This window comes from Campylobacter sp., from assembly GCF_019423325.1.
Classification (GTDB): domain Bacteria; phylum Campylobacterota; class Campylobacteria; order Campylobacterales; family Campylobacteraceae; genus Campylobacter_B.
Genome location: NZ_JAHZBQ010000001.1, coordinates 592,666 through 613,681 on the forward strand (window position 1 = coordinate 592,666; position 21,016 = coordinate 613,681).

At 47.8% G+C, this 21,016-nt stretch carries 19 protein-coding genes, 1 tRNA gene and 2 pseudogenes; 12 read left to right on the plus strand and 10 right to left on the minus strand.

Annotated elements, in window-relative coordinates:
- Nucleotides 1-4: 4 nt before the first annotated feature.
- Nucleotides 5-517, minus strand: coding sequence for a LolA-like outer membrane lipoprotein chaperone (gene lolA, locus QZ367_RS02720; protein WP_291937036.1), 513 nt, complete (start codon nt 515-517; stop codon nt 5-7).
- A gap of 121 nt (nt 518-638) precedes the next feature.
- Here lolA and secA point away from each other — a divergent pair, with 121 nt between their 5' ends.
- From secA to ychF, 11 genes and pseudogenes are all read left to right on the plus strand, one after another.
- The gene (gene secA, locus QZ367_RS02725; RefSeq protein ID WP_291937039.1) at nt 639-3,257 is read left to right on the plus strand and encodes a preprotein translocase subunit SecA; all 2,619 of its coding nucleotides are present in this window, start codon (nt 639-641) and stop codon (nt 3,255-3,257) included.
- Nucleotides 3,258-4,204: 947 nt separating this feature from the next.
- Complete coding sequence (locus tag QZ367_RS02730) at nt 4,205-5,395, plus strand: ABC transporter permease (protein ID WP_291937042.1); 1,191 nt, start codon at nt 4,205-4,207, stop codon at nt 5,393-5,395.
- A 791-nt stretch (nt 5,396-6,186) separates the two neighbouring features.
- Nucleotides 6,187-7,044 carry a bifunctional methylenetetrahydrofolate dehydrogenase/methenyltetrahydrofolate cyclohydrolase FolD gene (folD, locus tag QZ367_RS02735; protein ID WP_291937045.1) on the plus strand — a complete coding sequence of 286 codons (858 nt, stop codon included), beginning with the start codon at nt 6,187-6,189 and terminating at the stop codon, nt 7,042-7,044.
- Nucleotides 7,045-7,890: a signal peptidase I gene (gene lepB / locus QZ367_RS02740; protein WP_291937048.1), complete on the plus strand. Its 846-nt coding sequence runs from the start codon at nt 7,045-7,047 to the stop codon at nt 7,888-7,890.
- Nucleotides 7,891-7,899: 9 nt separating this feature from the next.
- Nucleotides 7,900-8,064: pseudogene (locus tag QZ367_RS02745) on the plus strand (RpiB/LacA/LacB family sugar-phosphate isomerase); the annotation flags it as partial.
- 306 nt (nt 8,065-8,370) lie between these two features.
- Nucleotides 8,371-8,613, plus strand: a pseudogene (locus QZ367_RS02750) (RpiB/LacA/LacB family sugar-phosphate isomerase); the annotation flags it as partial.
- A gap of 650 nt (nt 8,614-9,263) precedes the next feature.
- A complete protein-coding gene (locus QZ367_RS02755) occupies nt 9,264-9,506 on the plus strand; it encodes a hypothetical protein (protein ID WP_291937050.1) in 243 nt (80 codons plus the stop codon).
- Nucleotides 9,503-10,051, plus strand: coding sequence for an adenine phosphoribosyltransferase (locus QZ367_RS02760; protein WP_291937052.1), 549 nt, complete (start codon nt 9,503-9,505; stop codon nt 10,049-10,051). The genes QZ367_RS02755 and QZ367_RS02760 overlap by 4 nt, the downstream gene beginning before the upstream one ends.
- Nucleotides 10,052-10,053: 2 nt before the next feature.
- Nucleotides 10,054-10,671, plus strand: coding sequence for a DedA family protein (locus QZ367_RS02765; RefSeq protein ID WP_177388946.1), 618 nt, complete (start codon nt 10,054-10,056; stop codon nt 10,669-10,671).
- The gene (locus QZ367_RS02770) at nt 10,646-12,106 is read left to right on the plus strand and encodes a leucyl aminopeptidase (protein ID WP_291937059.1); all 1,461 of its coding nucleotides are present in this window, start codon (nt 10,646-10,648) and stop codon (nt 12,104-12,106) included. The genes QZ367_RS02765 and QZ367_RS02770 overlap by 26 nt, the downstream gene beginning before the upstream one ends.
- Nucleotides 12,107-13,210, plus strand: a complete 1,104-nt coding sequence (gene ychF, locus QZ367_RS02775; protein ID WP_291937062.1) for a redox-regulated ATPase YchF — start codon at nt 12,107-12,109, stop codon at nt 13,208-13,210. It abuts the gene before it with no gap.
- A 403-nt stretch (nt 13,211-13,613) separates the two neighbouring features.
- Here the strand turns inward: ychF and QZ367_RS02780 are convergent, their stop codons facing one another.
- On the minus strand, nt 13,614-13,838 hold the full coding sequence (locus QZ367_RS02780) for a hypothetical protein (protein WP_291937065.1): 225 nt from the start codon (nt 13,836-13,838) through the stop codon (nt 13,614-13,616).
- A gap of 99 nt (nt 13,839-13,937) precedes the next feature.
- Here QZ367_RS02780 and QZ367_RS02785 point away from each other — a divergent pair, with 99 nt between their 5' ends.
- Nucleotides 13,938-14,651 carry a hypothetical protein gene (locus QZ367_RS02785; RefSeq protein WP_291937068.1) on the plus strand — a complete coding sequence of 238 codons (714 nt, stop codon included), beginning with the start codon at nt 13,938-13,940 and terminating at the stop codon, nt 14,649-14,651.
- 270 nt (nt 14,652-14,921) lie between these two features.
- On the opposite strand, the gene QZ367_RS02790 is transcribed toward QZ367_RS02785, so the two are convergent.
- The 8 genes from QZ367_RS02790 to QZ367_RS02825 all read right to left on the minus strand — a co-directional run bounded on the left by QZ367_RS02790 (nt 14,922) and on the right by QZ367_RS02825 (nt 21,008).
- Nucleotides 14,922-15,509, minus strand: a complete 588-nt coding sequence (locus QZ367_RS02790; protein WP_291937071.1) for a hypothetical protein — start codon at nt 15,507-15,509, stop codon at nt 14,922-14,924.
- 314 nt (nt 15,510-15,823) lie between these two features.
- Nucleotides 15,824-16,450: a dTMP kinase gene (gene tmk, locus QZ367_RS02795; protein ID WP_291937073.1), complete on the minus strand. Its 627-nt coding sequence runs from the start codon at nt 16,448-16,450 to the stop codon at nt 15,824-15,826.
- Between the two features lie 41 nt (nt 16,451-16,491).
- On the minus strand, nt 16,492-16,824 hold the full coding sequence (locus QZ367_RS02800; protein ID WP_291937076.1) for a hypothetical protein: 333 nt from the start codon (nt 16,822-16,824) through the stop codon (nt 16,492-16,494).
- A gap of 603 nt (nt 16,825-17,427) precedes the next feature.
- Nucleotides 17,428-18,510, minus strand: a complete 1,083-nt coding sequence (locus QZ367_RS02805; RefSeq protein ID WP_291937079.1) for a hypothetical protein — start codon at nt 18,508-18,510, stop codon at nt 17,428-17,430.
- Nucleotides 18,511-18,583: 73 nt separating this feature from the next.
- Complete coding sequence (coaD, locus tag QZ367_RS02810) at nt 18,584-19,060, minus strand: pantetheine-phosphate adenylyltransferase (RefSeq protein ID WP_291937081.1); 477 nt, start codon at nt 19,058-19,060, stop codon at nt 18,584-18,586.
- The gene (locus tag QZ367_RS02815; protein WP_291937083.1) at nt 19,060-19,614 is read right to left on the minus strand and encodes a UbiX family flavin prenyltransferase; all 555 of its coding nucleotides are present in this window, start codon (nt 19,612-19,614) and stop codon (nt 19,060-19,062) included. Before QZ367_RS02815 ends, coaD begins: the two co-directional genes overlap by 1 nt.
- 76 nt (nt 19,615-19,690) lie before the next feature.
- Nucleotides 19,691-19,765: transfer RNA gene (locus QZ367_RS02820), tRNA-Gly, on the minus strand.
- A 61-nt stretch (nt 19,766-19,826) separates the two neighbouring features.
- Nucleotides 19,827-21,008, minus strand: coding sequence for a molybdopterin molybdotransferase MoeA (locus tag QZ367_RS02825; RefSeq protein ID WP_291937085.1), 1,182 nt, complete (start codon nt 21,006-21,008; stop codon nt 19,827-19,829).
- Nucleotides 21,009-21,016: the final 8 nt, after the last annotated feature.

The following is a 21,016-nucleotide window of genomic DNA, read 5'->3' on the forward strand; positions in this document are numbered from 1 at the left end:
GCGCCTACTGCGTAATGATGTCGTAGTTTTTGGGGATCGAGGGCTTAAAGATAGCCTCGTTTACCGGTGCGTTTTTGCGGACATTGCTTAGATTTATGACGACTTTATTGTCCATTTTATCGGTATAGCTGATCTTGCTCGGCAAATCGCCCTTTAGCTCGATGAGATATTTCACATCGTCGAAGCTCGCCTCATAAACGCCGTTTTTATTTGGCTTTGCGTTCGCTAGGATCGCTGTTAAATTCGGCGTTTCTTTGATATTCGTGATGATAGCTTGCTCAAGTTCGGGCTCGATTACGACGACCTTTGTGAAGCTAAAAAATATATTTTTTATCGTAGGGGTTTTGTAATGCCATACGGCGTGCTCTTTCGTGGCGCTAAAATCGCCGCCGTAGCTGATTTTCGCATCGTCGCTCTGCACGGTTTGCGAAAAATTTGCACTCAGCGTGTTAAATTCTATTCCGCCCGCAAACGCAAAAACGCAGCTTGCCGCTAAAGAAATAAGAGTTTTTTTCATAAATTTTGCCTTTATTATTTGAAATTTTGCGCGTATTATAGCCGTTTTTCTAGGATTTAATTAAATAGAAACTAAAAATATGTTAATATGTGCGGTTAAAATTTTAAAACTAAGGTTTGAGATGTTTAAAAAGGTCATCCACGGGATTTTCGGTACTAAAAACGATAGGATCGTCAAACAATACGCCAAGCGCGCGGCGCAGATCAGTGCGCTTGAAGAAAACTACGCGGCGATGGACGATGCGACGCTTAAGGCGGAATTTGAAGCGTTAAGAGCGCAAGTTCGCGCGGGCGAAAAGAGCACGGATGACGTGCTTAACGAAGTGTTTGCTATCGTACGAGAGGTGGGCAAAAGAGTGCTAAATATGCGCCACTTCGACGTTCAACTAATAGGCGGTTTGGTGCTAAACGACGGCGCGATTGCCGAGATGAAAACGGGCGAAGGAAAGACCCTCGTAGCGACCTTGGCGGTAGTGCTAAATGCGATGGAGGGTAAAGGCGTTCATGTCGTGACCGTAAACGACTACCTAGCTAAGCGCGATGCCGCGCAGATGGGCGAGCTATATGAATTTTTAGGACTTAGCACCGGTGTGATCGTGGGCGGCGAATACGATGACGCCAAGCGCAAGGCTGCATACGCGTGCGACATCACTTATGGCACAAACAACGAGTTCGGCTTTGACTATCTGCGCGATAATATGAAATTTAGCGCGGATGAAAAGGTGCAGCGCGGGCATCATTTCGTAATCGTCGATGAAGTTGATAGTATTTTAATCGACGAAGCTAGGACGCCGCTAATCATCTCAGGTCCTACGAACCGCACTCTAGATGGTTACATCAAGGCAAACGAAGTAGCTCGCCAAATGATCCGCGGCGAGGCGCCAGCCGATCCAAAAGGCAAGGCGACGGGCGATTTTACCGTAGATGAGAAAAACCGCGCCGTTTTGATCACGGAGGCAGGAATTTCAAAAGCCGAGAAGCTTTTTGGCGTCGATAACCTCTATAGTCTCGAAAATGCCGTGCTTAGCCACTACCTTGATCAAGCACTTAAGGCGAATTATCTTTTTGAAAAGGACGTGCACTACGTCGTGCGCGACGGACAGGTCATAATCGTGGATGAATTTACGGGTCGTCTTAGCGAGGGTCGCAGATTCAGCGAAGGGCTCCATCAGGCTCTTGAAGCTAAAGAGGGCGTGCAGATCCAGGAGGAGAGCCAAACTCTTGCCGACATTACCTTTCAAAACTACTTCCGTCTTTACGAAAAACTCGCTGGTATGACGGGTACGGCGCAGACGGAGGCAACGGAATTTTCTCAAATTTACAAACTCGAAGTGGTCTCTATCCCTACGAATGTGCCGGTAATCAGAAAGGATCAAAACGATCTTATCTACAAAACCGAGCGCGAGAAATTTGACGCCGTCATCAATGAGATCAAGCGGCTAAATTCTAAAGGTCAGCCCGTACTCGTGGGCACGGCGTCGATTGAAAAGAGCGAGAAGCTGCACGAGCTTTTGGTCAAAGAAAACATCGCGCACTCCGTGCTAAACGCCAAAAATCACGAGCGCGAGGCGCAGATCATCAAAGACGCAGGCGTAAAGGGCGCAGTTACGATCGCTACGAATATGGCGGGACGTGGCGTGGATATCCGTATAGACGATGAAGTGCGCGCTTTGGGCGGGCTGTATATTTTAGGTACCGAGCGCCACGAAAGCCGCCGCATCGATAATCAGCTCCGCGGACGAAGCGGGCGACAGGGCGATCCGGGCGAGAGTAGGTTTTTCTTAAGCTTGGAGGATAATCTGCTTAGAATTTTTGGCAGCGACAAGATCAAAAATATCATGGATCGCTTGGGTTTAAAAGACGGCGAACATATCGAATCAGGCATGGTTTCGCGCGCCGTAGAAAATGCACAGAAAAAGGTCGAGAGCTTGCACTTTGAAGCACGTAAAAATATCCTAGAATACGACGACGTCGCAAACGAGCAGCGCAAGACGATCTATAAATATCGCAACGAGCTTTTGGACCCCGACTACGATCTGAAAGATAAAATCATCCAAAACCGCGAGGAGTACATCTCTAGCGTGCTTGAGGAGCTTGAAATTTTCGACGGCGCAAATATCAAAGAGGTCGATAAATTCCCGATCGTCGCTAAAATCGCTCAAGAAACGGGCGAGGTGCTCGAAAACAGCGAACTTGAAAAGGTCGATGATTTCAAAGAGCTGAAAGAAAAGATCATCGGCGCGCTTGCCGTTTCGTATGAAAACAAGATGGCGCCGATCGATCCGCAGCAGCGCAAAAGTATCGAAAAGATGCTTTATTTGCAGATCGTCGATCGCGACTGGCGGGAGCATCTGTATCAGATGGATATCCTAAAAGCGGGCATCGGACTTCGCGGCTACAACCACAAAGACCCGCTTACCGAGTATAAAAAGGAGAGCTACAATCTTTTTATGGAGCTTGTAATGCGCCTCAAATCCGACAGTATCCGCTTGCTGCACTCGATTCAGTTCAAATCACAGGAGGAGATCGAAGCCGAGCAGCGCGCGATGCAGGAGCGTATGGAGAGCTCAAACGCCAAAGAGCTTGCCGCCGCAAACACGAATGAAGCGCAGCTAAAAGGCTCAGACGAGTTCGGCGACAAAAAACCTAAGCGAAACGATCCTTGCCCTTGCGGCAGCGGCAAAAAATACAAAGACTGCCACGGCAAGGGCGGTCCGAAAAAAGGCGGTTTTGCGAGGTAGGCGCGGCGCTCGGTCGTAAGTATCGCGCGATCGGTGATTTCGATTGCGAGCATTGCGCAATCGGCGCTTCTTGACCTTGATTTATTTTTGTATTTAAAAGAGCGGTTAAGGGCGAAAGGCGTTATAAAATTTTAAAAGAGGCTTAATCGCGAGGCGGCGTGGACAGAAATTTTAAAAGAGCTTGTTCGCGAGGCGGCACGAACGGTGCGCAAAGCTGCGCGATGGGGCGGAATTTTGGTTTTAAAATTTCAAAACGCGCCCAATGCCTTGTCGCATATTTTTCATAGCGCTGTTGCGGTGCACCGTGCGGCAAAACGCAAGCCAATCAGCGCGTGATACTTAAATTTAGTGCGCAGCTAGGATACTGCGCGGCATTTGAAATTTTAAATTTATGCGACGCGGGCGAGCTTACAAGCGAAATCAGCCTTAAATTTTAAGAATTTCAAAATTCTAAAAAATTTTAAAATTTCTAAAATTTTAAAGTTTCGAGGCATTTTAAATTTTAAAATTTAGAATTCGGGTTTAAAATTTCAAAGTTTTGGTAAAGAGGTCTGTTTGATTTGCCGTATCGGATATCTTGGGGGCGAATTTCATTGTGTATAAATAGATTTAGGTGCGATTTTAAATTTTTAAAACTCGCTGCGGTTTGAAACCGGCTAGCAATCAAGCAAAGTGCAAGAAACAATAGAGTAGAATTCTATCCCGTTGGGAGTTAAAGCTCATTTTCCACTATCTTTAAATTTAACTTCAATTTTGTCCCGTTGGGATTTGAAACATTTCAAGAGTGTTTAAGATTATAGTTCACACCTAGGTAAAATTCTATTTAGTTAAAACTTAGTATTCCAAGGCGTGGAACCTATTTTTGGAATTTTAAAATTCCAAAATACTTAAAATTTCACATAGAATTTAACGCTAAATTTTATGTGAAATTTTACAAGGACGGCTTTTTGGTAAAGTATTTATTATTTAAATATCTCAGATTCGACCGCTCTCAGCCCTTTATTACGCTTTCGGCGCTGCTTGCGTTTTTGGGCGTCGGCGTGGGGCTTACGGTGCTGATCGTCGCGATGGCGATAATGAACGGCTTTGATAAAGAATTCGAGCGCAAGCTCTTTACGATGAACTACCCGATCACGATCCACAGCCACTTTCGCGGTGGCATTTCAAAAGACGACGTGGAGGGACTGCGGGCGGACTTTCCCGATCTGATCTTTAGTCCTTATATTAGCTCGCAAGTCATCGCCAAAAGCGGCGAGAAGCTCGAGGGCGGACTGATTTTCGGCGTAAATTTAAACGATGAAAAGCGCATCAACTCCGTCGTCGCAGCAGGCGCTAAAGACGCCAATCTAACGGACTACGGCATCATGATAGGGCGCGGGATCAAAGATGAGTTTATGCTGGATGAGGGCGGCAAGATCACGATGATCTTTACGAAGAGCGATCCTGGCGGCTTTGCGCTGATCCCTAAGATGAAGCGCTTCGATGTGCGCGCGGAATTCAGCTCTGGGCTGATCGCCTACGACAAGGCGTATTCTTACGCGGACGCGAGCGATCTAGCCAAAATTTTAGGCTACGACGAGGGGACCTTCGACGGCGTGCATGTTTTTTCAAACGATCCGTTTAAAGACCTGGAGCGCATCAAAAAAAGCCTTCCCGGCGGCGCTAACGCCGTGGGCTGGTGGCAGCAAAACGGCAATTTTTTCAGCGCCCTTGCGCTTGAAAAACGCGCGCTTTTCATCGTGCTGATGCTAATAATCCTGGTTGCGAGCCTAAATATCGTAAGTTCGCTTCTGATGACCGTGATGAACCGCCGCCAAGAGATCGCGCTTTTACTTAGCCTGGGTGCCAGCAAAAAGGAGGTTAAGAGAACCTTTTTTGCGCTCGGAGCCACGATCGGCGGCGGCGGCATCATATTCGGGCTCATTTTGGGCTTATTTGGCGTGTGGCTACTCGGAAGCTTCGACATCGTAAATCTACCTGCCGACGTTTACGGAAGCTCAAAGCTGCCGATGGAGCTCTCGCTAGGCGATTTGGCGATGATTTTGATCGGCGCGGTGCTTATCGTGGCGCTCTCGTCATGGTACCCGGCCAAAAAAGCCACGCAGATCGACGTTCTGCAAACACTGCGCAACGAGTAAATTTAAATGCGGCGCCTTAAAAATTCGGCGAAATTTTAAAATTCCAAAGCGGCGCGGCTATATTTAGCGCGCTATTTCGGCGAGCGGGGCGGAGGCTGCGCAATCTTACACGGCGCACGTCGCGTGGATGTCGCATTAATACGGCTCGCATCGCCAGAATTTTAATTTTTTCGCGAGATTGTAAGCTGCGCGAAGCCTAAATTTTGACAAAATTTATGTCTTTGGAATTCGCCAAAATTTTAAATTCCAAAGTGGAGCAAATTTTTAGAGCGCTTTTCTAAATTTTGTAAAATTTCAAAACCACTCAAAGATAAAATCATAAAGATTTTGAAAGGATCTATGGTGCAAAAGATCGTTTTATTTCTGTGTGCGGCGTTGTTTCTATGCAGCTGCTCTAGGAGCGGACCGCAAGATGTTCCAAAGCCAAAGCAAAATAAGGCACCGAGCCACCATTATACAGGCTACTATTATGCATAGCGTATATTGAGCAGCGGGCGGCGATACGAGACGTTTAACGGCGAGAAAATGGAAACATTGTAGTTTTTGCTCATTCGTGGACAAAAGCTCTCAAGCCTGCAATACGAGCCTTAGCAGCGTCTCGGCCTGAGCGTAGCGGCGCCAAGGCGTTTATCCGTCTATAATAACGATAAAATTTAGGCTTATTTAAATAGGCTTAAATTTAGGACGAAATTCTTTTTAAAATTCTTTCAAATTCCCATAAAATCCCGCTGAATAAATCTAAATTTTATAAATTTTAGGGTAACATTCCCTATTTCTCAAAAAGGCTTTAAATGACTTTAATCGACGGCAAAAGCATAAGCGCAAAGGTAAAAGAGGAGATCAAATCGGTCGCTTCAAACCTTGCTGCAAAGGGTGTAGAGCCCGCGCTGGCGGTGATTTTGGTAGGCGAGGACGCGGCTAGCAAGACCTATGTCGCGAGCAAGGAAAAAGCCTGCGCCGCCTGTGGGATCCGCTCCGTAGCGCACCGCTTGAGTTCCGATGTGAGCGAGGCGGCGCTTTTAGAACTGATAGAAAATTTAAACGATGACGAAAGTATCGACGGCATCTTAGTGCAGCTGCCGCTTCCAAGGCACATTGATACGAATAAAATTTTAGAAAAAATAAACCCGCAAAAGGACGTGGACGGATTTAGTGCGATAAACGTAGGCAAGCTTACTAGCGGGCTTTCGGACGGTTTTGTGCCTTGCACTCCGCTTGGCGTGATGCGCCTGCTTGAGGAATACGGCGTGCAGATCTCGGGCAAAAATGCCGTCGTGCTAGGTCGCAGCAATATCGTCGGAAAGCCGATGGCGAGCCTGCTTCTAAATGCCGACGCCACCGTCACTATCACTCATAGCAAGACGAAAAATTTAAAGTGGCTTTGCGCAGACGCCGACATTTTGGTCGCGGCGGTCGGTAGGGCGCATTTTGTGGGCGCCGATATGATAAAACAAGGTGCGGTGGTGATCGATGTGGGGATTAATCGCGGCGGCGACGGCAAACTAAGAGGCGACGTCGATTTTGATGCGGTCGCGCCAAAATGCTCGTTCATCACGCCCGTGCCCGGAGGCGTGGGGCCGATGACGATTGCGATGCTTTTGAGCAATACGATAAAATCGGCGAAAAATCGCTTAAGACAAAGAGCCTAAATGAAAATACTAAGCAAAATTTATAAATTTTTATCGAGTTGGACGGGGACGGTCATCGTCGTTTTATTCGTCATTCTTTTTGTGGCGCAAGCCTTCGTGATCCCCAGCGGATCGATGCGCACTACGCTTTTGGAGGGCGATTTTTTATTCGTTAAAAAATTTAGCTACGGCATCCCGACCCCACATATTCCATTTGTAGAGTGGCAGGTGGCTCCGGATAGCGACGGAGATGGACATATCATCCGCGGCGAGGGTCCAAAGCGCGGTGATATCGTGGTTTTTCGCTATCCGCTTAATGAAAAAATGCACTTTGTAAAGCGAAATTTTGCCGTAGGCGGCGACGAGGTGATATTTGATCTGAATAATTTCTACCTTCGTCCGCATGAAGGCGACGAGTTCATTGCTGCGAACTATGATGCTCGCGACATTGTGATTTTAGGTGGCGAAAAATATGTCAAAGAGCCGTATAAATTTAAGGGCATTCACTACGACCCTAATGCTAGAAACTCAATGCTAACAAATGTCAAAATCGCACTTGAGAAGGGTGAATTTTCTATGAAACCCATTAGCCTAAGCGAAATTCCTCATAGCTTCGAAGCTGCGGGGATAAGCTTCAATGCCTTTTACATCAAAGTGCCGCAGGATGAGTATTTTATGATAGGCGATAATCGAAATAATTCCGCCGATAGCCGCTTCTGGGGTCCGGTACCTTATCGTCTGATCGTCGGCAAGCCATGGTTTACCTATTTTAGTATTGACGCCGATCGCAAGATCCGCTGGGAGCGAATCGGGCGCTTCGTCGATACCTTACAAAACGATGAGAGCCTAATTTACGAGCAAAAATAAGGAGCGGCAATGCAAATAAATAAAATTTTCATAGCGAGCGATCATGCGGGCTTTCATGCCAAAGAGCAAGCCAAAAAAGCGCTTGCCGCTTTAGGTTACGAAGCGGTCGATCTTGGCACGCATAGTGCCGAAGCGAGCGTGGACTATCCCGATTTTGCGGACACGTTGGCGGATAAAATTTTAGCCGAATGTGAAGCCTGCGCGCGAAGTGAAAATTTTAAAGAAAACGACGGCATAAATTCCGCTGCAGCCACGGAAAATTCCGAAGCGGGCGGCAGTGAAAATTTCGGCGCAAGTATAAACGGTAGCGGGAATTTTAGCGCTACCACGCAGCACGGCGAGAAAGATAAAAATTTTAACGCCGTCAAGAACGGCGACGGCAAGAATTTTGATGCGGACGCAAATACGACTGCCTGCGCAAGCATAGCTGCCGCAAACGCGAGCAAGGATAAAATTTTAAATTCCACCGACTACGGCATTTACGGCGTTTTGATTTGCGGTACGGGCATCGGTATCAGCATCGCTGCAAATCGCCACGCTCACATCCGCTGCGCGCTGTGTCATGACGCAACGAGCGCTAGATTAGCCAGAGAGCACAACGACGCCAACGTCCTAGCCTTCGGCGAGCGATTAATGGGCGCGCTGGTGATTGAAGATATGATTAGGGCATTTTTTAATACCGATTTTGCGGGCGGTAGGCACATTAAGCGCGTCGCAAAGCTAGGCGCTTGCGGTAGTGCGAATTGCGCGTATGGATTTGATGGGGAGAATTCCATGCAGAATTACGCTCAAAATTTTGCGGAACAAAGCAGTGGCGCTAATTTAAATGGGCGGAATTCCAAATTAAACTTCGGTGGTAAAACCCCTTCTTGCAAAAATCCTATCGGCACGGATTCCGAATTAAATTGTGCACGGAGCTTTAACGATAAAAATTCCTTCTTTACCGGCAAGAATCCCTTGATAAGCTTTTGCGGTGCACGTCATATAAATTTAGATTCTACGCACGCAAAGATAATCTTTAATGAGAAAAATCCATTGGGTAAAAATTCCACTAGCACAAATTCTACGTTAAATTTTACGCGCGAGAGCGTTTGCAAGAAAAATTTCGCTCAAAAAGCTAGCCGCAAATATTTTGTCAGTTTGAACCCCACAATTATAAATTTCAAGGCTACAAATTCCTTCTGCATGAGCGTTAAGCCAGAAAACGCAAATTGCGCTAGTGCGGGTTTAACAGATGAGAATTCTGCTATTACGAGCGTAAATTTAAAGGGAGCAAATATTTCTAGTGCGTATTTTAGGAGCATAAATTCTGCCTATTTTAGCGCAACCTCCACTACTATGCGCTTTGCAAATTCAAATAAAGGAGGCGAGCAATGAGCGTAGTATTAGGCGTTTTAGCGCTATTTTTTGCAGCGCTACTTATTCTATCGATCCGAAAAAATTCTAAAATTTACGCCCTTCTTCGTAAAAGCGAGCAGAAAATTTCAAAGCTTAAAAGCGATAACGAAAAGCTCAAAACTGCCCTTCGCTTCGGCATCGAGGCTCTGCAAAACGAGGAGAGCGAAAACTGCAGCTTAAAAATCCAAAACGCAAGATTGAAAAGAGGTAAGCTATGAAAAGTCTAAGCAGCGAGCAAAAAAGCTATTTATTTCGCTCGATCCGCACCGTGCGCGACTTCCCAAAGCCCGGTATTTTGTTTTACGATATCACGACGCTCGTAGGCGATCGCGAGGCGTTCAATTTCCTGCTTGATCATCTAGCCGAGCGCTATGCTGATTACGGACTTGATTACATAGTAGGCATAGAAAGTCGCGGATTTATTTTTGCAGCGGCGCTTGCCGCGAGGTTGAGGGTCGCTTTTGTGCCGATTAGAAAGCCAAAGAAGCTCCCTTATATCACGATTTCGCAAAAATACAGCCTTGAATATGGCTTCGATCAGGTCGAGATGCACGTGGATGCATTCTCTGGCGTGCAGGATGCCAAGGTGCTTCTAATCGATGATCTAATCGCCACCGGAGGCACCGCACGAGCGGCATTAGATCTCATCGCGCAGACGCAGGCTAAGTGCGTTGAAGCCTGCTTTTTGCTAAATTTACGTGAGTTAAACGATCTAGGCGAGTTTTCGCGACGCACAAATGTTTATTGCGTTTTAGAGGCGTGATTTTGGAAGAGCTACTTAAAAATTTACTGCAAGAATACCACCAATACGCCTATATCGTGCTTTTCGTTTGGTGTATTTTAGAAGGCGAAATCGCACTGATTTTGGGCGGTATCATGGCACACGAGGGACATATAAATTTGCCGCTAGGTATCTTTGTCGCGGGGCTTGGGGCATTTTGCGGCGATCAGTTTTATTTTTATATCGGTCGCTACAATAAAAAATATATCAGTAAAAAGCTCGCGGCACAGCGCCGAAAATTTGCGATCGCGCACCTGCTTTTGCAACGCTACGGCTGGCCGATAATTTTAATGCAGCGCTATATGTATGGCTTCCGCGTCATCATCCCGATGAGTATCGGTATCACTCGCTACAGCGCAAAGAAATTTGCGATTATCAATCTTTTTAGTGCTTGGTGCTGGTCGGGCGCGACGATGGTTTTGGCGTGGTATTTTGGTGAGGAGATCTGGAGCGGGCTGCGGCTAATCGAGCAACACTGGTATTTTGCGATACCTATCATAGGCGGAATTTTATATCTATTTTTTAGGTTATTTAAACGTATGGAAAATCACTTTATGAACTCACGAAAGGAACGAGATGAAAGTAAAACTGCTAGATCGTAAAATTAACGAGATAGAGGCGGATTTTGAAGTTATTTTGGTTGTAGATAAAAATTTAAATCACGAATTTATTAAAGACGCGGATAAGTTTGCGCTTTTTAACTATAAAGGCGAGGGCAATCTGCTGCTTGCCGAGAGTGGGCGGCTGTACGTCGGCGTCAAGGCGTTAGAATATGACCGCGTCCGCACAGCACTTGCGAGCGCATACAACGCGCTTAAGGGCTACGCGATCAAAAATTTCAAAATTGCCTTTTATAAATGCGGCTGCGACCGCAGAAGCACGATGGCGATGGTCGAGGGCGTGCTTCTGGGCGGCTATGAGTTTAACAAATACAAAAGCGATAAAAAAAACTCCAGCTTGAACGAAATTTTAATCTCTACGCAGGAGTACGGAGGCAGTAGCCCCGACGTGCAAAAGATGAACTACGGCGTGCAGCAGGGCACCGTGATAGCAAATGCCGCAAATTTTGCGCGCGACGGCGTCAATGAGATCCCTGAAATTTACACGCCCGAAAAGATGGCGAGCGAGGCTGAAATTTTAGCCTCGAACTACGACGACGTGAGCGTTAAAATTTACGACGAAGACTTTTTGCGCGAGCAGAATATGAATGCGTTTTTGGCGGTCAATCGCTCCAGCGCTCATCCGCCGCGCCTAATTCATCTGATCTATAAGCCGCAGCGCTGCCTAAAGCGCGTCGTTTTCGTGGGCAAAGGGCTTACTTACGACAGCGGCGGGCTAAGTTTGAAGCCGAGCGATTATATGCTTACGATGAAAAGCGACAAAAGCGGCGCGCTTGCTGCAATGGGTATCATCAAGGGCGCTGCCGAGCTCGAGCTGCCGTTTGAGATACACGCGGTTATCGGCGCTACCGAAAATATGATCGGCGGCGATTCGTATAAGCCCGACGACGTGCTACTTAGCCGCAGCGGCGTGAGTATCGAGGTTCGAAACACCGACGCGGAGGGGCGGCTCGTGCTTGCCGACTGCCTAAGCTACGCGCAGGATCTTGCCCCCGATCTGCTAATCGATATGGCGACGCTAACCGGCGCTTGCGTCGTGGGCCTGGGCGAATACACGAGCGGTATAATGGGAAACAGCGAGGAGCTAAAGCGTAAATTTAAAGATCTTAGCAGCTGCAGCGGCGAGCTATTTAGCATTTTGGAATTTAACGATTATCTGCGCGAGCTAATCAAAAGCAGTATCGCAGACGTTTCCAACTGCGCTTCCAGCAGGTACGGCGGCGCGATAACCGCGGGGCTATTTTTGGATAAATTTATAAAAGACGAGTATAAAGATAGGTGGCTTCACCTCGATATCGCGGGTCCTGCGTATCTGGAAAAGGCGTGGGGCTATTACGCGGCAGGCGCGACGGGTGCGGGCGTAAGAGCGAGCCTATACTTCTTGCAGGCTCTAGCCAAAGAGCTAAAGGACGCGTAGATGGGGCTTTCAGTAGGGATCGTAGGGCTTCCGAACGTCGGTAAATCCACTACCTTTAACGCACTTAGCGGCGCGCAAAACGCACAGGCGCAGAACTATCCGTTCTGTACGATCGAGCCTAATAAGGCGGTCGTGCCCGTACCCGATGCCAGGCTCGGCAAGCTGGCGGAGATCGTTAAGCCCGGTCGCATCGTGCATTCGACTATTGAGTTTGTAGATATCGCGGGTCTAGTGCGTGGAGCTAGCAAAGGCGAGGGGCTGGGGAATAAATTTCTTTCAAATATCCGCGAGTGCGAGATTATCCTTCATATCGTGCGCTGCTTCGAAAGCGGCGACATAACCCACGTCGAAGGCTGCGTCGATCCTATCCGCGACATCGAGATCATCGAAACCGAGCTGATTTTAGCGGACATCGAGCAGCTTGGACGCAAGATCGAGCGTCTCAGTAAGGAAGCCAAAACAAATCAAAAGGGCGCTAAAGAGGCGCTAGCCGTAGCAAACGAGCTTTTGGCGCATCTAAACGACGGCAAGCCCGCTTCAAATTTCGCGCTCAAAGAGGATGAAAGCTACATCGCTTTAAATCGCGAGCTGCGCCTGCTTAGCGCCAAGGACGTAATCTACGGCGCAAATGTGGACGAAGACGGAATCGCGCAGGATAACGAATATGTCGCGCGCGTAAGAGAATACGCAAACGCCCGCGGCGCGGAGGTGATCAAGCTCTGCGCCAAGATCGAAGAGGAACTCATAGGCTTAAGCGACGAGGAGACGCACGAGATGCTGCAGAGCCTAGGCGCGCAGCAAAGCGGGCTGGAGCTCATCATCAAGCGCTCCTTTGCGAAGCTCAGCCTCATCAGCTACTTTACCGCCGGCGAGATGGAGGTGCGCGCGTGGACGATCACGAAGGGCTGGAAGGCTCCGAAGGCCGCGAGCGTGATCCACAACGACTTTGAGCGCGGATTTATCAGAGCCGAGGTGATCGGATTTGACGATTTTATCGCGTGCGGCGGCGAGAGTAGGGCGAAAGAAGCGGGCAAAATGCGCCTTGAGGGCAAGGATTACGTCGTGCAAGACGGCGACGTGATGCACTTTAGATTTAATGTTTAAAATTTGTTTTTAGGTGTGTTGAAATTTGGTCTGCGCTAGCCTCAAAATTTAGTAAATTTTGGTTCAAACGCGAGTTTAATAAAATTTTGATTTTTGCGAGCAGCGGATTTTAGCTGAAATTTGTATCGCTAGAACAAAACGAAACTTGTGCGCTAAAATATCGTTAAAATTTCGAGGTCAAATTTAATCGGCTTTGCTTGCGTAAAATTTTACGCAAGCAAAAAGTTGCACTGCGCTGGATTTGCGCTTAAATTCGCCTAGCAAATACGTCTAAGAAATACTTCCAAAATCGCGCCAAAATTTATATACGGCGAAAACTGCGCGTAAATTTTAAAAGGCAAATTTTACTAAGATCTCAAAGCTCGTATCTGCGCGCGATAGAATTTGAGCTATATATTTAAATTTACGGCTTGTAATTTGATATCTGGCGATTTTTAAATTTTATGATCTTAAATTTAAATGTTGCTTGGTCTGCGATGCGGATACCGTGCGTAAAGCTAGCCATATTAAATTTGCCGCCGATAAGCGTGGCGGAATTTAGCGAAAATTTAAAATCAAGCTCGCGATTAGTCCATCTTGCCGCACGAAATTCAGAGTCGCGGAATTTTGTCGCGTAGAATTCCGTCACGCCGCAGAGCCTTGTGGGAAAGATGAGCGGGTTTTTCTAGCGCCGAGCAAACAAGCGCCTAGCAAGCGGCGCGAAATTTAAACTTAATTTTGGAGGATTATGCAAAATAAGCAGCCCTGTATCGAAGGCAGGATAGAAAACTTGTACGTCCGCGTCCTTAGGCAGGAGATCGAGACGCTCGTGCTTTTTGAGATCGGCGGCGTTCGCTTTCGTATGCGTTGCAGGGCGTTCTCGTTTAAGCAGGGCGATTTAGTGCGCGTAAAATACTGCAAGCAGGGATATTTAGGTAGCCTCGTCGCCTTGGAAGTCGAGCGCCGCAGAACGCCTTTGGAATATGCCCGCGATTTTGCGTTGAGCGCGTTGGATGCCGTAAAACGCACGCTATCTTTAGCTTGGGACATTTTGATTACGTTCGGTCTGATCTTTTTCGTCACGACGGTATTTTACGCGATCTATTTTACGTTCGCAAAAGACGCATTCCCAAACCTAAGCGATTTTTTCTACACTTGTGCGGGGCTTGCGCTCGTTGCGATGATAATTCTGGCATACGTTTACACGATCGTCTGCGCTATTGAAAGGCGCGCACCTCGTTTGACACGGATATTTTTGACATGCACCTACTTTGCTATATTCCTTATGCTTTTTACTGCCGTTTTTATCATCGCGCTTGCGGTATTGCTTTATATTTGCGATATTTTGGGCTTTGGGGATTATTTCTTTTCTTGTTTAGTGCTCGCATTCGTGTGTTCGTATCTGGTTTGCTCCACTTGCATGCAAAAACTCTCATCATGGCGCAAGCGTCGTAAAAAATAGCGCTACTCCGCCGCATAAATACACAGCGCGGAATTTCATAATTACGTCGCTTTAAATTTTGCATAGCAGAATTTCGCGCCGTGCTATAAATTTTATGCGCCGCGAAATTTTGAAATTCCGTTTCGCATAAATACGGCAAGCGGCAAAATTCTATCTTACGAGTAAACCATACCGCGTTGCGGCATTGATAATCTAATCGTTTATTTCGCCAAATTAACCCATGCCGCCGCAAATTTTATGCTTTTAAATTTCACGCAGAATCTTTCGCGACTAAAAAATACCCCGCAGAGCCGCTGTGCCCTCTACGTGCCTGTACGGCAAGAAAAAATGCACGAAGTTTGTGCAAGCGCCCCCAGACACGCATATTTCGGCGCTCAGTCTGTGTTTGACATGCGCAGAATCGAGATCAGGTATCTCTAATTCGCCGCTTTTGTAACCGCTATAGCCCATCTCTATCGGCACCTCTAGCTCATCCTTTTCAAACACGACACGCCCGCTTTGCACCTGCTCGAGTTTGATATTTTTCAGCACGATCCTGGGCACGCTCACGTGCTCAAAATTTATACTTAGTTCATACGGGGCGCCGGTCGAGTTGTCGTCCGAGAAGTCGGGCTTCGGCTCGCGCTCGTCGCGCCATGATCGTCCGCCGATAGTGGTAGCTCTTAAGCGGGCGCTGATGCTAAAATCTTCTAGATCCAGCGAAGCGCTGCTAAAATCACGGATGAGCGCCCATGATACGACGGTACGGCCGAAAAATTTATCGGCGATCATATATGTGCCAAAAAGCGAGCTTATGACCACCCAAAACAGAAATATAAATTTAAAAATCTTACGTAAAACGAACTTCAATGTTTTCATCGCTATCCTTTCAATTTAAAGCTTAAGCGGAATTCCGCCTGCGAATCCGCGGATTAAAATTCCGCGCGGGATTTCGCTTATGAAATCCCGCGCCTTTTCAGTCTACGGCGGAATTTTAAGACAGAATTCCGTAGCGAAATTTTGCCGCGAAATTATAAAAAAATTCCGCCCATGAAATTTTCCCTAGAACTGCGCCTGTAAAATTCCATAAACGAAATTAGGAGATGAAATTTTATGGGCGGAATTCTATAGCTAAAATTTCACGGCAGAGCTCTTAAATTCTTTTCCGCGGCAAAATTCCACGCCTTAAAATTTTAAGAAAGTATGAAATTTTTTATCTGATCGCAGATCGCCTCTTCGGACTGTGCGGCGTCGATTTGCAGGGTCTCAACGCCGCACGCCGCGCATGCCTGCGCCATAAGATCTTGCACGCGCATTAGGTATTTAAGCCCGCGAGCCTCGATTATATCGCTGCTAACGCGCGTTTTAAGCCGCTTTTTGACGAGCTGTTCGTCCGCCGAAAATAGCACGATTTTATCTGCGAATTTGCCCCCAAGCGCAAATTTATTAAGCGCGATAAGCTCGCTAAGATCCGCGTTTTCGTCGTTTGCCAGCGCATAGGCAAGCCCCGAGATGAAGCCGCGATCGCTTAGCACGAGCCTGTCCGCGCCGCCCTTTATCACGCGTTCGTAGTGCTCGGCGCGGTCTGCGAGAAACAAAAGTAGCTCGGCACGCTTTGAAATTTCGCCACAGGCCTCGCGTAGATTTACGCTGCCGCGCGACCACTTAAAATCCTCGCCCAAAACGAGGCTTCGCACCGCCTCGCCGAGCTTCGTGCCGCCGGGCTCCTTGGTCACGATCGCTTGCGGAAAAGCAGCCGCTAGCCGCGCTATCTGCGTGCTTTTGCCCACGCCGTCGATACCTTCGAATATTACATACATTTTTCGCCTTTAAATTTGTGCGCTATTTTACAAGCTTATAGCTAAATAGCCGCTTTTTTAAGCAGCTGAGCGTAAAATTTCGCCTCCAAATCGGGCTTTTGCGCGAGCTTGTACGAGTTGCTTTTGATCTTTTGGCGTAAAATTTTATCGGGCGCCTTACTCGGCTCTTGCTTTTTGCGACACGGCTCGCGGTTAAATTTAGCGTTCGAATGGATGTGTCGCATAACAACGAGCGAGTAAATTTTACGCTTACGGACATTTACCGAGCGGAGTAGGGCGCCGGTCGATAAAGACAGCGCGCCGTGCGGATAGAATGGCACGTCGGGCGACGCATAGGGTATGTATCGGACGAAGCGAGACGACATATCGGGCAAATTGGGTCGGCGTATCGAACCGAGCAAAGCAATGCGCCACGCAGTAGGGCGAGAGAGTATATGTCGGCGGAGCGGCGTGCTGCGTAGGTGAAGCGGGATAGGATTGGCGCGGGGGTGTCGGACGGTCGAGCTATTGGAGCTAAATCCTATGCGTTGAGAGGATAGAGCTAGCAGAGTGCGCCAGACGGAGCGGGATGTCTTCGTGCAGAAGAGCAGGCGTGCCGAGCGAAGTAGGGCGTTAGACGGGACATGGCGCGCGTCATGCGAGGTGGAAACGGAGCGGGGTATGCGCCCGGCAGAACAACGGGCGCTAGATAAACGAAAGGCGGCGCGTCGGTGAAGAAGGCGGTGCGAGGTATCGTATGTTTTTTAGTAAAAACAGATAGCGCGTCTGGAAGGCATCGGGCGCCGTATAAAGCATGGTATATTGTCCGATAACGCAATAGATGCGGCGACGGGCGGACGCCGCGTGCGATGACAAAATATAAAATCGTGGCGCCGATAAAATTTTTAGCCGCCGCAGATCATGAAATTTTGCCGCAATGAGCGAAGGCGCAAAGCTCGTCCTGTGCGCCGAAAGATGAAATTTTAAATTTTATCCTTTTACGCTAGTTCGGGATTTACCGCTATGAAATCTTTCCTCAGATTGCCAAGATCGCAATCGGTAGCCGTGATCGTAAAATCCTCCGTCATATCGAGCGCAAATTCGCCAAGACCTGCTTTGAGCTGCTTCACGCACTCCCAAATGAGCTTTTTAGCCTGTGCATATTTATCATTTAGCTGCGTTTCTTGATTGAAAAGATCAAAAATTTTCGCCGTTTCGTAGTCTACTTCGACCTCGGCTCGAAACTCGTAATCAGGAACAAGCCAAAGAAGCCAACCATCCTTTTGTGCAAGCCACTGCACGCGCTGCTCTTGCGAGCCGAATCCGATGATCGGCGGCAAACTCCTATTGTCGCAAGCTAAATTTATGCAGTAGAGTTTGCCGGCGGGCGCGTGCTTTTTGATCGTCTCTTTAATCGCGGGCAGCAGCCTTTGAGCGGCGAGCTCATAGAGCTTTTTGTAGCTCATATTCTTATCTGGCTTTTGATAGCGCACATAGCCATTTTCGGTTATTAAGCTTAGCTCGCCCATTTCGTCAAATTCATAGTTTGTTACGTCATTCCTTCTGCCTGCGCGAGGGTGCTCTACATACTTCCGTCTTTGTGCGAGCTTGCCGCCTTCGTAAGTAAAATTTTCTATCCCATAGGCGTTGTTGTCAAAGGCCGAGTAGATGGACTTTAGCGCGCCATTTTCATAGATAAATCTTTTTATATTGAAGCATCTTGAGCATTTTTTGTTATAGCAACCGAAATGATATTTTAAAACTTCGTCCCGCCCCCAAAAATAAAGGCTTTCAAAGAAATGTTTTTTGCCGTCATGTTGTCTTTCAAAAACGACGCGATCTTGCGCGTCAAAGCCGTATTCGTAGGCGTTTACGATCTTTTTCGGTTTAGTTTTTAAAATTTTGCCCTTTGAGAAGCGGTTGAACTCAAAATAAAATGGCTCTAAATTAATATACTCGTCTGACGCCCAGCGCCTGCTTACGGCCTGCGCTTCGGCCCTCTTTTTTAGGGCTTCGTAGCCATCTTTTGCGCTTTTAAAAAGCTCTCGCAGTTTTTCTATCTCATCCATTTGCTTATTCATTTTTATCTCTTATGCAGCTTGTAAATTTTAAATTTAATCGCACCTGTAGGCTAAATTTCAGTCGCTTGCGAGCTCATTTTTTCAAAAATTTTAAAATTTCGCTCGGCACCAGGTGCGAAACGTCGCCGCCGTGGCTCAAAACGGAGCGGACAATCGAGCTTGAGATGAAGGCGTTTTTGAGCGTCGGCATCAGATACACGCTCTCAAATTCCTCCCATAGCGAGGCGTTTGCATAGCCGATCTGCAGCTCGTACTCAAAGTCGCTAACCGCGCGCAGTCCGCGGATTACAAAGCGCACGCCGCAGGATCTGGCGAAATCCACGAGTAGATTATCAAAGCTTTGCACGCTCACGCCGCGAAGTCCGCGTGTCGCGGCTCGCGCCATCTCTAGTCTGGATTGTAGGCTAAAATAGGGCTTTTTGCTCTCGTTTAGCGCGACTGCGACGATGACTTCATCAAAAAGCCCCAGCGCGCGCTTGATGACGTCCAGGTGGCCGTTCGTAATAGGATCGAAAGTGCCCGGATAGATACATTTTCTTGAGTTTTGCATTATTGCCACCTTTTAAATAGCTCGTTTTGCACGCCCAGCGCGTCGCACCACTTGCCGATTATGAAATTTTTTAAATTTTGCACGCCGCAGTAGCCTGCGATCACAGGCGGAGCAATGATGACGCCGAGCGCAGCTAGCTCGCTCATTTGTCGCAGGCTGATCGCAGAAAGCGGCATTTCACGCACGCCAAGAACCAGCCGCTTGTGCTCTTTTAACGCGACTGCAGCGGCGCGCGTGCTTAGGCTGTCACAAAGCCCGCCGTAAATTTTAGCCAAAGAGCCGATAGAGCAGGGCGCAAAGATCACTGCATCAATGCCAAAGGAGCCTGAAGCGGGCGGCGCGGCCAGATCATCGTCGGGATAAAATTTTACACTCATAAATTCCGCAGATTTTAAAGCCTCGTCCGCGTCTATGCCGCTTTCAGCGCGTAGAACGCGGCGCGCGCCCTGCGTAAGCACGGCGTGGATTTCATGCGGTGAGCTGGCAAGAAATTTAAGCATATCAAGCCCGATCTCGCAAAAACTGGCGCCGCTTACGCAAACTAAAATTTTCATTTCAAAGCTTTCATATCGAAATTTTGCGGTTTAAAAGTGAGCGGAACGGAAGGAATTTTAAAATTTGAAGTTAAGATGGAGCGGGAAACGAGAGTCGAACTCGCGACATCAACCATGGCAAGGTTGCGCTCTACCACTGAGCTATTCCCGCATGCGGTAAAAATAAAGCGCGATTGTAGCCTATAAATTTTCATTTGTCAATAATTTCTCGCTTAAATTTCATAAATTTTTACGATTTCTCCAGCGCGAACTTTGTCGCATTCGGGATCAGCCAAGAAAAAATGCGATGCCGCAGCCAGCGGTCTGATGCGCCCAGAAGGCGACGGCATAGGCGTAAAAACTCCGCCTTCATATGCGCCTACGGTTAAATTTACTCTGCCGCTTTTTAGCTTCAGATCGCTTGCGAGCTTGGCATAGATCGCCGCTTCTGCGCTAAAAGCCTCGCTTGCGCCGCTAAGCTTAAATAGGATCGGCAGTATGACTGCGCGCGTAAGCACGAAAGCAGCCATCGGATTGCCTGCCATTGCAAAGACGAATTTGCCGTCTTTTGCGAAGCACTTGCTGGGGCGGCCGGGCTTGATATCGATGTGATCGAAAACCTGCAAAAATCCAAGTTCACTCATAGCGCTTTGCATAAAATCCGCCTCCCCGGCACTTGCTCCACCGCTGGTAATTAGCACGTCAAATTTACGCGTAGCAGCGTCTAGCGCCTCGCATACTGCGCTAAAATCATCCTTTAAAATCCCTAAATACTCATTTTCAAAGCCGTATTTTTGTAGCAATGCAGCAATACCGCTAGAGTTGGCGTTATAAATTTCGCGCTCGCTCGCACTCTGCCACGGCTCTTTTAGCTCGTTTCCGCTGGAAAATAGGGCGATTTTAGGACGCGCGTAAACGCTTGCTTCGTAAATTCCTTGCGCGGCAAGAAGCATGATTTTGGCAGGGTTTAAAATTTCGCCACGGCGCAATAAGAGCTCGCTCGCACGCACTTCCTCGCCTTTTTTACGAAAGCCGTCGTGAGCATGAACGGAAGCAGGGATTTTTAGAGTTCCGCCTTGCGCGTTTACATCCTCTAGCCTCGCGACAGAGTCCGCGCCTGCAGGCATTGGCGCGCCGGTCATTATCTTTTGCGCCTGCGCAGCCTTGATTTCATAAAATTTTTCGTCTCCTGCAAAAATCGTAGGCTCTACGATCTCTAGCTCTTCGTCTTTGAATTCCGCCGCGTAGGCATAGCCGTCAAGCGCCGAATTATCGAAGCAGGGTAGGTTTTTAATCGCAGAAATATCGCTAGAAAGGATGCGACCTAGGGCACCGGGAAGAGGCACCATTTCGCTCCGCCTGCTTGATGTGATTTTAGCCGTAGCCAAATCTATAGCCTCATTTATTCCTATCATTTTAAGTC

Bases quoted from the DNA above. Each gene is read 5' to 3' on its own strand.
- folD (WP_291937045.1), top strand. From the start codon at position 6,187: ATGACTTTAATCGACGGCAAAAGCATAAGCGCAAAGGTAAAAGAGGAG.
- QZ367_RS02815 (WP_291937083.1), bottom strand. From the start codon at position 19,614: ATGAAAATTTTAGTTTGCGTAAGCGGCGCCAGTTTTTGCGAGATCGGG.
- lepB (WP_291937048.1), top strand. From the start codon at position 7,045: ATGAAAATACTAAGCAAAATTTATAAATTTTTATCGAGTTGGACGGGG.
- coaD (WP_291937081.1), bottom strand. From the start codon at position 19,060: ATGCAAAACTCAAGAAAATGTATCTATCCGGGCACTTTCGATCCTATT.
- QZ367_RS02785 (WP_291937068.1), top strand. From the start codon at position 13,938: ATGCAAAATAAGCAGCCCTGTATCGAAGGCAGGATAGAAAACTTGTAC.
- QZ367_RS02760 (WP_291937052.1), top strand. From the start codon at position 9,503: ATGAAAAGTCTAAGCAGCGAGCAAAAAAGCTATTTATTTCGCTCGATC.
- QZ367_RS02805 (WP_291937079.1), bottom strand. From the start codon at position 18,510: ATGAATAAGCAAATGGATGAGATAGAAAAACTGCGAGAGCTTTTTAAA.
- lolA (WP_291937036.1), bottom strand. From the start codon at position 517: ATGAAAAAAACTCTTATTTCTTTAGCGGCAAGCTGCGTTTTTGCGTTT.
- QZ367_RS02770 (WP_291937059.1), top strand. From the start codon at position 10,646: ATGAAAGTAAAACTGCTAGATCGTAAAATTAACGAGATAGAGGCGGAT.
- ychF (WP_291937062.1), top strand. From the start codon at position 12,107: ATGGGGCTTTCAGTAGGGATCGTAGGGCTTCCGAACGTCGGTAAATCC.
- tmk (WP_291937073.1), bottom strand. From the start codon at position 16,450: ATGTATGTAATATTCGAAGGTATCGACGGCGTGGGCAAAAGCACGCAG.
- secA (WP_291937039.1), top strand. From the start codon at position 639: ATGTTTAAAAAGGTCATCCACGGGATTTTCGGTACTAAAAACGATAGG.
- QZ367_RS02825 (WP_291937085.1), bottom strand. From the start codon at position 21,008: ATGATAGGAATAAATGAGGCTATAGATTTGGCTACGGCTAAAATCACA.
- QZ367_RS02790 (WP_291937071.1), bottom strand. From the start codon at position 15,509: ATGAAAACATTGAAGTTCGTTTTACGTAAGATTTTTAAATTTATATTT.
- QZ367_RS02755 (WP_291937050.1), top strand. From the start codon at position 9,264: ATGAGCGTAGTATTAGGCGTTTTAGCGCTATTTTTTGCAGCGCTACTT.